This is a genomic window from Butyrivibrio sp. WCD3002, assembly GCF_000424265.1.
Taxonomy (GTDB): domain Bacteria; phylum Bacillota; class Clostridia; order Lachnospirales; family Lachnospiraceae; genus Butyrivibrio.
The window spans coordinates 1-11,830 of the sequence record NZ_AUJO01000038.1 but is presented as its reverse complement, the minus strand read 5'-3'; the positions used below and the strand labels follow the sequence as shown (position 1 = coordinate 11,830).

Below are 11,830 nucleotides of genomic sequence, written 5' to 3'. Positions count from 1 at the left end.
AAAAACATTGATGCATTTAACGGAGCTCAGGGAAGGATTCTTTATGTCTTATGGCAGGAAGATGGTGTTCCTATTAAAATTATTTCCGAGAAAAGCGGACTTGCAATTACTTCACTTACGACCATGCTTGAGCGGATGGAAAAAAAAGGACTGATAAGCCGCAAAACTGATGAAGCTGATAAGAGAAAAACTCTTCTGTTCCTCACAGATAAAGCCAAAGAACTTAAAGAAGCTTATGACTCCGTATCCAATGAGATGGGGAATATTTATTATCGTGATTTTACGGATAAAGAGATTCTTCAGTTTGAAGAGTATCTTAACCGCATCAGGGTAAACCTTGAGGAATGGAGTGACAAATGAGTATCTGTATTAAAGATCAGATTCAGAACATGAATCTTGTTATAGGGTGCACTGTTGGATGTCCGTACTGCTATGCCAGAAACAATACGAGGCGTTATCACATCATAGATGATTTTGAAAAGCCACAGTTTTTTCAAGGAAAGCTTCGTATGATGGAAAAGAAAAAGCCGCAGAATTTTCTGCTGACCGGCATGAGCGATCTCTCGGGCTGGCATGAGGAATGGAGAGAGGAAGTCTTTAAAAAGATAGCAGAGAATCCTCAGCACCAGTTTCTTTTTCTTACCAAACGACCAGATCTTCTGTCTTTTGAAACAGATCTTGATAATGCATGGTTTGGCGTTACAGTTACGAGAAAGTCTGAGTTATGGCGTATTGATGCACTGCGGAGCAATGTGAAGGCAAAAAAATATCATGTTACCTTTGAGCCTTTGTTCGATGATCCGGGTAAGGTTGATCTTACAGGCATTGACTGGATTGTGGTGGGAACCATGACAGGTGCAAAGAGCAGGACTGTTAAAACAGATCCCGGGTGGGCTTATTCATTGACAGAACAGGCTCATGAACTGAACATTCCTGTATTCTGGAAAGAAGATCTTGTTCCGATTATGGGAGAAGAAATGATACAGGAAATGCCGGATGCTTTTAACAAAGTGCTGGAGGAACAGAGGATATGGAACAACCAGAAATCAAAGTAAATCATATAGAAACAAAAAGTGTAATGACAAAATCGAATACTCCTATTGGAGGATATTCGGTGAATCCCTATGTAGGGTGTCCCCATGCCTGTAAATACTGCTACGCATCTTTTATGAAACGCTTTACAGGGCATACGGAGGAATGGGGAACTTTCATGGATGTGAAAGACTGGCCTGAAATAAAGAATCCAAAGAAGTATGCCGGCCAGAAGGTAATCATTGGAACAGTTACGGATGGTTATAATCCGCTAGAGGAAACATATAAAAATACAAGAAGACTTCTGGAAGAACTAAAGGACAGTGGTGCGGACATACTTATCTGCACAAAGTCAGACCTTGTACTAAGAGATCTGGATCTGCTAAAAGAGATCAATGAAAATAGCAGACTTACAGTATCATGGTCAATCAATACTCTCGATGAAGAGTTTAAAGATGATATGGATGCGGCAGTAAGCATAGAAAGAAGGCTTGCTGCAATGAAAGAGGTATATGCGGCAGGCATTCGTACAATTTGCTTCATTTCACCCGTGTTCCCGGGGATTACGGATATAGAAGCAATCATAGACAGGACAAAAGATCAGTGTGACCTTGTATGGCTTGAGAATCTGAATCTTCGCGGAGGTTTTAAGGCAGATATCATGAAATACATTTCCGATAAACATCCGGATCTGGTGCCGCTGTATGACGAAATTTATAACAAAAAGAACCGCAGCTATTTTGAAGCGCTGGAAAAGAAAGCAGAAGAGCTGGCTAAAAAGTATGATTGCAGGTTTGTTGATAATGAAACTCCGTATGAGAGAGTAGAGAAAGGACATCCAACAATTGTAGATTACTTTTACCACGAAGAAGTAAGAGGAACTGCCAATAGTGGAAAGAGAAATGTAATACATAATCCTTGATGGAAGAATAAACCGGAATTTAAAGATTCGATAGCATTACAATAAATACCATTTTGCATTTGGTAAATTATTGGATTGAAGGTAAGGACAAGTAATATGGCTTTTCGTAGGACCCTTAGTGATCTTATTCGGCTGTATGCTGATGAGATTGCTGATATGGATGTAGATATTTGCCAGTATGATAAAAGATATGATGTGTGGGGATGCTTTTAGCATTGCTTGTTAAAACTGAAATTAAACGGCCCGTTTTCTTAATAGAAAGCGGACCGTTTAATTTTAGTACATTATCAGTTCTACAGTCGATTAACTTAAGCAGGAGAATTAGCTTTGTCATCTGAGGCATATATAGCCTTCAATATTATAGGTGTCAGAATTGAGCTTAATATTATCAACAGGATTACTGCGGTAAAGTATCTGCTGTCAACGATACCAGCTTTTAAACCTCTTTGAGCTACGATAAGTGCAACTTCGCCTCTGGTCATCATACCCACACCAATCTTTAACGAGTCAGAGGTGTTGTACTTAAGGAGCTTTGCAACGATGCCACAGCCTACAACCTTTCCGAGGAGTCCAACGACAACAAATGCTGCCGAGAATGCAAGGATTGTCATGTCGACAGACCTTAGGTTTGTCTGAAGGCCTACACTTGCAAAGAATACGGGGCCGAATAACATATATGAATTTATGTCCATCTTTCTGTCTATATACTCGGAGTTGTCCAGAGAGCTGAGAATAATACCTGCAACATAGGCACCGGTGATATCAGCTACTCCAAAGTACTTATCGGCAACATAAGACATTGCAAAGGCAAGTGCCAGACCCATGATCGGGATTCTTCTGGTATGAGGCCATTTCGCTTCTGCTTTTGACATTATCTTAAAGATGATAATTCCCACAACAACCGAAAGCGCAAAGAAGGCTACGGTCTTTAAGCAAACAGCTGCAAGATTGGCATTTGGATCTTTCAGACCAAGAACAGCTGTAAGAACCACGATTCCTATTACGTCATCGATGATTGCGGCGCTCATGATTGTTGTTCCCACTTCTGTGGAAATCTTTCCAAGTTCCTTTAGAACCTGAACTGTTATGCTCACGGAAGTAGCTGTAAGAATAGTTCCTATAAAGAGTGCTTTTATGAACTCGGTTGATCCGGGAGCTGCAAAGCCATAGAAGGCCATGTACAGGAGCGTTCCAAGAACAAGCGGAACTCCAACACCTGTGCATGCAAGGATTGTTGCCTTCAGGCCGGATTTTTTGAGTTTGTCGATATCTGTTTCCAGTCCGGCGCTGAACATCAGAAGAATCACACCGATTTCGGCCATGCCCGACAGGAAATCACTGGGATTAACAAGATTAAGCAGTGTTGGACCTATGAGAAGACCTGCGATGATCTCACCGGCAACCTGTGGCGCATGAAGTCTTCTGGCTATCAGTCCGAATAACTTTGCCATGACGATTATGATAAAAAGATCTCTGAGTATCTGAATTGTATCCATATATATACCTTCCTTGTTAATAACGCTAAGAAATGAGTATGATGCTTTTTCGTCTCAAAATCAAGTTAAAAAACTATAACCAACGTAGTAATAACCCCCCAGGGGGCTTGTGGAGCGGATTTCACAATGCTATCCTTTCCATTGTGTGAGGTAATTCAGGCACAATGGAGGATACTATATTATGAAGAAAAAGTTTTTAGCGGCACTACTTGCTGCAACCATGGCATTATCAATGGTAGCTTGTGGTTCAGGTGCAGACACACAGACAACAGACACACAGACAACAGAAACGCAGACACCTGCTGATACACAGGCAGCAACATCTGAGGATCAGACAACTGACGAAAGTCAGTCTACAGCTACAGGTGAAAAGATTCTTCACACTGCAGCATCTTTTGCTTATCCAAGTCTTGATGTACATAAGGAGTACTACGGATGGTACACATCAATTTATGGTGTTTCAGAAGCACTGTTTAAGCTTGACGAGACCATGAGTGCAGTTCCATGCCTTGCTAAGGACGCAGTTGCAGATGGCAGCACATGGACTATTACACTTAATGATGGAGTTCAGTTCTCAAACGGAAACCCTCTTACAGCTGATATGGTAATTAGAAACTTTCAGCGTCTTGCTACAGAGAACAGCAGATTTGCTTATCTCGGCGATTTTGAAATGACTGCTACAGATGACAAGACAATCGTTATCGATACAAAGGAAGTTTATCCTACTCTTAAGAACGACCTTGCAAGTCCTGAGTGCGGAATGATCGATCTTGATGCAACAACAGATTTTGACAACGCACCTGTATGCACAGGACCATTTGTTATTACAGAGTTTATCCCTGAGGGAGACGTAACAGTAGCAAAGAACGAGAACTACTGGGGCGGTGATGTCAAGCTTGACGGCGCTGTATTCTACTACATGCAGGAGGATGATCCCAAGCTCCTTGCTATGCAGAGCGGCGAGATCGACTGCTACAACAGCGTTTCATCTGCAGCTCTTGAGGTCTATAACCAGAGCCCTGACCTGTACGATGTAGTTTCAATTCCCGGTGCACGTCTTCAGTACTACATTCTCAATGAGAATACACTTGATGATTCTGTGAGAGAAGCGATCAATCTCACTGTTGATAAGGACAAGATCGCAGAGTACCTTTCTGGTACAGTATCTGCAGCAGTTGGACCATTCTCAACATCAGCTGCTTATGGCAAGGTAAATGTTCCTGCAGTAGATACTGCCAAGGCAAAAGAGCTTTTGGAGGCCGATGGTTATACACTTGGAGCTGACGGCATCTACGAGAAGGATGGTAATAAGCTCAGCATCAGCATTGCATACTATGCAGCAAGATCTCTTGATACTCTTGCAATTCTGATCCAGGAACAGCTTAAGGCTGTTGGTATTGATTCAACACTTAGAGTTGAGGAAGATCCGGATGCTACTTACATTGCAAACGCTGACTTTGATCTTGCTCTTTACTGCATGATCGCTGATAAGTCAGGTGATCCTCTTTACTTCATCGACTCAACTCTTGCAGACGGAGCTTACTACAATGTAGGTGGATTTGAGAGTGCTGAATGCCAGAGCATGATTGAGCAACTCAGAATTGAGACAGATACTGCAAAGAGAGCAGAGCTTGCCAACAAGATCGTTCAGATTGCTATAGATGACAATGCATTTGGATATGTTGGACTTTTCAATAACACTACAGTTCTTCGTAAGGGCGTAAGCGGATTTGCTGAGTATGTTCCTTTCGATTTCTATGGAGTAGACGCAGAGACTGACATTAATGGCTAAACAAATACTTAAAAGGATCCTGGGACTTGCCCTGATACTTTTAGTGCTGAGCTTTTTAGTGTTTGGCATAATGTATCTGGCTCCCGGTGACCCTGCGGAAAAGAGACTCACCTCCCAGGGTGTGGTGGTCACAAAAGAAATACTGCAAGCGGAGCGGGAGAGGCTTGGCCTCCTCCGCCCCTTTATCGTTAGGTACGCTGAGTGGCTTTCGAATGTTCTCAGAGGAGATTTTGGTGTTTCCTTTAAGGATGATCTTCCTGTAGCGCCAAAACTGATAAAAGGGCTTAAGAACACATGTGGACTGGCTTTAACCAGTCTGCTTTTGGCGCTTATAATCTCTTTTCCACTGGGAATATGGTCAGCGGTCAAAAAGGGGAAATTGGTAGACCATATCGTCAGGCTCTTTTCATTTATAGGTAATTCTCTTCCGAATTTCCTGATATCAGTACTTTTGATGTATCTGTTTTGCATACATATCAAGATCTTTCCTGTAATTGCAGATGGAAGCATCAAAGGACTTATGCTCCCTGCGCTTTCTCTGGCAATACCCATGGCAGGAAGGTTTACAAGACAGATTAGGAGTGAACTCCTGGATCAGCTTGGAGAAGAGTATGTTGTGGGAATGAAGTCCAGAAAGGTTAAGGGCAGATTTATTCTTATCAACAATGTCCTTAGAAACAGCCTTGGACACATACTTACAATGATCGGCCTTCAGATCGGAACCCTGATGGGAGGCAGCGTTGTTATTGAGAATATTTTCAGATGGCCGGGTATCGGCAAACTTGTGATGGATTCCATAACAGCCAGGGACTACCCTGTGATCATGGGCTTTGTGCTTATTATGGGAACAATCTATGTTGTTATAAATCTGATAGTTGATATTACCTACAGGCTTTTGGATCCGAGGTCTTTTTAATGAACCATAAACGGAAAAAGATTAACAGAATAAAAGTAATAATATCTGCAGGTGCTGCACTGCTTTTGGTGCTTATAGCTCTTTTCGCAAGTGTTATTGCACCTAATGATCCATATGCAACAAGCGCATCAGCCATAAGGTCAGCTCCGTCCGGGGAATTTCTGTTTGGAACAGATAACCTGGGAAGATGCGTGTTTTCAAGAGTTTTATACGGAGCAAGGACAACTATAGCAGCTACATTTATACTGGTTGCGATTTCTTTTATCCTGGGAAGCATTATTGGAATCCTTAGCGGATATTATGGCGGGATACTGGATGAATTAATGATGAGGATTGCCGACATTATGCTGGCATTTCCTCAGATGGTAGTAGCCATCGCGGTTGCGGGCATTCTTGGAGGAGGACTTTCAAGTGCCATGATTGCGCTGGGAATAACTATGTGGACCGGGTTTGCCAGACTTGCACGGAGTCATACTTTTGCCATAAAGAATTGCCCCTACGTGCAAGCTGCAAAACTGGCCGGAAAGAGTGGGCCGGCTATAATGATGGCCCACATACTTCCCAATATAATAGCACCACTTCTTACAAATGCCCTTACACAGATAGGAACCACCATGATAGGTATCTCGGGCCTGTCTTTTTTGGGGCTTGGAGTTGTGCCACCCACTGCTGAGTGGGGGTCAATGATCAATGAGTCCAGGGCATATATACAGATAGCACCTTGGGCTGTGCTGTATCCGGCAATTGCTACCATAGTCACCATCATAGTATTTAACTATCTTGGGGACTGCGTCATGGAATATAGAGATGAGGATTAAGCATGGATACAATACTTAGGATAAACAATCTCTCTGCCGGCTATGGCGATGAGAGTGTTATAAATGATATCTCTTTTGAAGTGGAAGCGGGTAAAAGAGTCTGTATCGTCGGCGAGAGCGGAAGCGGTAAATCTACGCTTCTTAAGGCTATTCATGGCTTTGGAGGCGTGACTAAAACATGCGGAAGTATAGAGACTCCAAAAGACATTTTACTTGGCATTGTGCCTCAGAATCCCGGCGGATCTTTTAATCCCATAAGGACTTACAAGGCACAGATAATGGAGGCGCTAAAAAGTAATAACATCGACTTTAAAATAGATGAAGTTGAGAAGACACTCCAAATCCTGGGACTTAATGATGCTAAAAGAGCGCTTGCATCAAGGCCTTATGAGCTGTCAGGAGGCATGAACCAGCGTATGGCCATTGCCACAACAATGCTCTTGGAGCCGGGGATTTTATTATGCGATGAAGTTACAAGCGCCCTGGATGTTAAAACTGCAGGGATGGTTGTGGGGCAGCTTCTTGAGATCAACAAACTAAAGGGTACTACTATTTTGATGGTTACCCACCATTTGGGTATTGCATCTAAAATGGCTGATTACATTGGAATCATGAAAAGTGGCAGGATGCTTGAGTATGGCCCTGCAAAAGAGATCCTGGAGAATCCACAAAACGAGTACACAAAAAATCTCTTGAATGCCGTACCAAGACTGAAGGTGAGCTGATATGCCGGATTCAGATATAATTTTAGAAGGAAAAAATCTAAATAAAAGTTACGTTGATAAAGGCAAAAAATTGCAGGCTTTAAAGGATGTGAGTTTCTTCCTGAAAAATGGAGAGATCCTTGGAATCGTCGGCGAGAGCGGAAGTGGAAAGAGCACCCTTCTTCGTCATGTCAGCTGCCTGGAAAAGCCTGATAGTGGAAATCTTTATTATAAGGGAACAGAGTATACAGGTAAGTCGCCGGCCTTTGCCGGGACTTTTCTGCAGATGATATTTCAGGATGCCCAGATGTCTTTTGACCCAAGAATGAAGATGAAAAAAGCCGTTGTGGAAGCTGCAAAGGGCTGTGGCCATGAAAAACTGTCACGAATCCTTGAGGCCGTTGGGCTTGATGAGAGTCTTTTGGAGAAAAAGGCAGGAAGCATGTCCGGAGGACAGTGCCAGCGAATGTCAATTGCAAGGGCGCTGTGTTCTGATGCCGGGATTCTTTTGTGCGATGAGGCAACAAGTGCGCTGGATGTTACAACTCAGGCCCAGGTAGTAGCTCTTTTGCAGCAGCTGAGGGAAAAAGAAGGGGTGTCGATCATATTTGTCTCCCATGATATTGCTCTGGTGAGCATGCTGTGCGACAGGATAATGGTAATGAGAAACGGCGAGTGTGTGGAAGAGGGAGAGACCGGTAAAGTTCTTGGAAATCCACAACATGAGTACACGAAAGAACTGCTTGATAATCTTATTGAGTAACAAACTTTTAGAAAAATAATTGAGGTATACGTAGTAATATGACTAAACTTATGCAGATTCCTTTTGAGGAGGAAGCTGAAGATATCAAAGATAAAGTTGTGACCTACTGGTCCAAGAGAGCGGAGAGCTTTAGTGAGCACAAACACGAGGAGATACACAGCAGGAAAAAACAGCTGTGGCAGGCGGAGTTATTAAGACACTTTTCAGCTGATGATAAGCTGTCTGTTCTGGATGTTGGATGCGGAGCCGTTTTTTTTGAAATGGTGTTGTCGGATTTCGGGTTTGAGGTGACGGGCGTTGATCTTACGCCCGAGATGATAGAGAAGGGAAAAGAGCTTCTTTCACGCCATGGAGCCAAGGCTCAAATGAAGGTTATGGATGCAGAAAAACTGGATTTTCCCGATAGCTCTTTTGACCTGGTGATAAGCAGAAACCTTGTCTGGACACTTCCGCATCCGGTGGAAGCCTACATGGAGTGGCACAGGGTGTTAAAGCCCGGGGGTGTGCTGCTTGTGTATGATGCAGAGTATGCAAAGGGCTTTCACCACTATGACCAGATGCAGAACCTTGCCCACAAAAATGTAACCGATGCCATGGTAGAGGAGTGCCACGATATTTACCACATGTTATCTATCAGCACTTTGGACAGACCAATGTGGGATAAGGAAGTTCTTGAGAGAATCGGCTGCGAAAATGTAGTTGCTGATCCTGAGGTTGGAGATAGACTCTATGGTGAGAAAGACCAGTTTTATATGCCTGACAGGATGTTTCTGGTAAAGGCTCAGAAAGCAAAAATATAAATAAATGGAGTGGAGTTTGAGATGAGAAGAGGAATTGATACTACAGATATGATGGTATATGGCCACGAAGCCTGGATAATCACTGATAAGAGTGTATATGAGCCGGGGGAAGAAGTCTGCGGAATAATGAGGTGGGGACATCACATGAGGCCGGACGGATTCTTTCGTCTTGATGAGATAAGAGCCTTCGCCACAGATGAAAAAGGAAACAGAATAGCAATAACACCGGTTAAGGGTCCGGGCGATGAGCAGGGAGACTACTATGAGCTTCGCTTTACGCCAGTTTCTGAGGGCATTTACACCCTTATGTGTATCTATGACAACAATTATGTAAGAGATGAAAAAGACGTGTATTATGAGGGCGACAGAAGGACATATCCTGATATTCTTGATGCCAAGAACTATCCTCAGATATATGTGACAAACATAACTGTTGGAGATAAGAAGGGGACTCCCGAATTTATCCATGAGTCCAGAGTAAGCTTCGTTCCCGATCCCTGGGAAGCAGACACCGATGTGCTTCATTTAAAGCTTATTCACGACAAATACCCGCTTAAGGGATCCACGGTAGTTGTTGTGTTCTATGATGGAAAAGAGTATTTTGAGAGAATCCTGAACACAGATGAGGAAGGCAGGATATTCTTCTCAGTGGAGAAAAAGGGTGTGTATATGGCCGTTACAAGAACTCCGCTGGCGGAAGGAATTCCCGGAATCTATGACAGCAAAGAGATAGCTTCAACATTCACATACGTTAAAAGGTAATACAAAAACAGGATGCGTTTAACATGCATCCTGTTTTTGTATTACTCCATAGGTCACCATGGGACCATTCTTGATTATGCTAAGAGATGAGCACTGATGTATCAGAACTCCGTCAGTATCGGCAATGGCTGTGTGAAGGGGCCTTCCAAAGTAATCCCTTATCTCACCAAATTTATCACCTTTTGAAAATTTCTCTCCCACCTTTTTCTCCGGATACCAGCAGCCGGTGAATGGGGCGTCATCACTGAATTCTCTGAGTTCTGTCTTGGGATATGTCTTGTATTCTCCTTCAATAAGACCAAGGAATTTCAAAATGTTCAGCACATCCTCTTTGTCAGCCTGTACCTCATCCTTTGGAAGCAGGCTTAACTGACCGCGCTCTATGAGAACACTGGGGATTCCGGCCATGGAGGCTGTGTTGTAGGCGCCTTCGGTGGTGCAGGTACTCTTTACGCAGTAGGAGGCGTTGACGCAGTCCACCATCTTTTTTGCAATATCACTGGCAGGAGAAGCTCCCACGTAGTATGCGTAAGGGATAAGAGTCTCGTATCCGTCTCCGCTATGCAGGTCAATGTAAGCATCAGCGTTTTTGATAAAAACATCAAACAGAAGGCTAGCCAGGCGATCCGCGGCTGAACCATCCTTGTCTCCCGGGAAGACTCTGTTGAGATTCTTGCCATCCTCATAAACAAGGGACATGGTTCTGTTTTCAAAACCTGACCTGTTGGCTAATGGGATGATGATAAGATTTCCTGAAAGGTCTTTGGGAGAAATCTCATTAGAGAGCTCAATAGCTGCCTGAATGCCGACATATTCTGCGTTGTGAATGCCGGCTGTGACAAGAACGGTTTTGCCCGGCTTTTCTCCGCAGATGATGATGTGGGGAATGCGTATCTCAGTTCCGCCGACATGTATATGATCTTTTATCGTCTTGCCGGAGGTAAGTTCGTGTCCGGCTATATTTATTTTCTCCATAGTTTTTAAACCTCACTTCAGAGCCAAGGTTATCATGTTAGGACCGGGACTTTCAAGCCCCCTGGGGGGTTACATAGCTCCCGCGTACACAAAAAACCATAAACATCAGTACCATATCTAATGAACCTCAGCCTTAGGACGCTTGCTAAGTGCTGAGGTCTTTTTGTAGGAATGCGGTGTCAAAATTTAAAAATTTTGGCTCCGGTTTTCTGTTGTAGTAAAAATGCGGCATAGGGCAATGTCAGATATACGTGTCATTAAGAAATAGCGCATACTCTGGAATTGCTTAAGAAAAACTCTTATAATCAAAGTTGCAGCTATGACAGTATCCTAAGCCTGCGTGAAGTGGGTCTTGATTATTTGCCGGATGATATAAAGAGGCCTGTTTCAGAAGACAAGATGCAGGAGTTAGTAATCCCACTCGACCATGTGAATGCAGAGTGGCTGCCTAGGGAGGTTCAAGATACCGCTGTAATCAGAAAGCAAGAAGAATCTTAGTATAGAATAACTTTCAGGATAATGAAATAAGCAAATCGGGATTAGTGGAGTAGAACATGGATAAAAAAAGGGCTTTGTCTGGCGCCATAATATTTATAACCCTGATGGGAATCGTAAGTCTGTTTTCGGACATGACTCATGAAGGCGCCAGAAGCATATTGGGCGAATATCTGAACCTCGCAGGGGCATCCGCTACAACCATCGGATTTGTGTCCGGTATAGGAGAATTGTGCGGGTATTCACTAAGGCTCATATCCGGATTTATAGCAGATAAAACGAAGAAATACTGGACATTTGTTATCACAGGCTATGTAATACAGGCTCTGGCGATTCCTGCACTGGCACTCGTACC

12 protein-coding genes and 1 pseudogene are annotated in these 11,830 nt (G+C 43.3%); 11 read left to right on the top strand and 2 right to left on the bottom strand.

What is annotated here, in order from left to right; all coding sequences use genetic code 11:
• The 3 genes from G608_RS0117425 to G608_RS0117415 form a co-directional block, all read left to right on the top strand.
• A partial coding sequence (locus G608_RS0117425) for a MarR family transcriptional regulator (RefSeq protein WP_026497068.1) occupies positions 1-360 on the top strand: 360 nt, incomplete at its 5' end.
• A complete protein-coding gene (locus tag G608_RS0117420; RefSeq protein ID WP_022762011.1) occupies positions 357-1,055 on the top strand; it encodes a radical SAM mobile pair protein A in 699 nt (232 codons plus the stop codon). The genes G608_RS0117425 and G608_RS0117420, both read left to right, overlap by 4 nt.
• A complete protein-coding gene (locus G608_RS0117415) occupies positions 1,031-1,954 on the top strand; it encodes a radical SAM mobile pair protein B (protein ID WP_022755164.1) in 924 nt (307 codons plus the stop codon). The genes G608_RS0117420 and G608_RS0117415 overlap by 25 nt, the downstream gene beginning before the upstream one ends.
• A gap of 308 nt (positions 1,955-2,262) precedes the next feature.
• On the opposite strand, the gene G608_RS0117405 is transcribed toward G608_RS0117415, so the two are convergent.
• Positions 2,263-3,450, bottom strand: a complete 1,188-nt coding sequence (locus G608_RS0117405; RefSeq protein WP_026497067.1) for a cation:proton antiporter — start codon at positions 3,448-3,450, stop codon at positions 2,263-2,265.
• 181 nt (positions 3,451-3,631) lie between these two features.
• On the opposite strand from G608_RS0117405, the gene G608_RS0117400 reads away from it, so the two are divergent.
• The 7 genes from G608_RS0117400 to G608_RS0117370 are packed head-to-tail and all read left to right on the top strand — an operon-like array spanning position 3,632 to position 10,005.
• Positions 3,632-5,242, top strand: coding sequence for an ABC transporter substrate-binding protein (locus G608_RS0117400; protein WP_026497066.1), 1,611 nt, complete (start codon positions 3,632-3,634; stop codon positions 5,240-5,242).
• Positions 5,235-6,158 (top strand): ABC transporter permease, encoded by a 924-nt coding sequence (locus G608_RS0117395; RefSeq protein ID WP_026497065.1) that lies wholly within the window; start codon positions 5,235-5,237, stop codon positions 6,156-6,158. The genes G608_RS0117400 and G608_RS0117395 overlap by 8 nt, the downstream gene beginning before the upstream one ends.
• Positions 6,158-6,976: an ABC transporter permease gene (locus tag G608_RS0117390; protein ID WP_026497064.1), complete on the top strand. Its 819-nt coding sequence runs from the start codon at positions 6,158-6,160 to the stop codon at positions 6,974-6,976. The genes G608_RS0117395 and G608_RS0117390 overlap by 1 nt, the downstream gene beginning before the upstream one ends.
• 2 nt (positions 6,977-6,978) lie before the next feature.
• Complete coding sequence (locus G608_RS0117385) at positions 6,979-7,701, top strand: ATP-binding cassette domain-containing protein (RefSeq protein WP_026497063.1); 723 nt, start codon at positions 6,979-6,981, stop codon at positions 7,699-7,701.
• Position 7,702: 1 nt separating this feature from the next.
• Positions 7,703-8,443 (top strand): ABC transporter ATP-binding protein, encoded by a 741-nt coding sequence (locus G608_RS0117380; RefSeq protein ID WP_026497062.1) that lies wholly within the window; start codon positions 7,703-7,705, stop codon positions 8,441-8,443.
• Positions 8,444-8,481: 38 nt separating this feature from the next.
• Entirely contained in the window at positions 8,482-9,243 is a 762-nt protein-coding gene (locus G608_RS0117375) for a class I SAM-dependent methyltransferase (protein WP_051209485.1), read from the top strand.
• A 21-nt stretch (positions 9,244-9,264) separates the two neighbouring features.
• Positions 9,265-10,005, top strand: a complete 741-nt coding sequence (locus G608_RS0117370; protein WP_026497060.1) for a DUF4198 domain-containing protein — start codon at positions 9,265-9,267, stop codon at positions 10,003-10,005.
• Between the two features lie 18 nt (positions 10,006-10,023).
• On the opposite strand, the gene G608_RS0117365 is transcribed toward G608_RS0117370, so the two are convergent.
• Positions 10,024-10,980, bottom strand: coding sequence for a succinylglutamate desuccinylase/aspartoacylase family protein (locus tag G608_RS0117365; protein WP_026497059.1), 957 nt, complete (start codon positions 10,978-10,980; stop codon positions 10,024-10,026).
• 554 nt (positions 10,981-11,534) lie between these two features.
• Between G608_RS0117365 and G608_RS21715 the strand changes: the two are divergent.
• A pseudogene (locus tag G608_RS21715) lies at positions 11,535-11,830 on the top strand (MFS transporter); the annotation flags it as partial.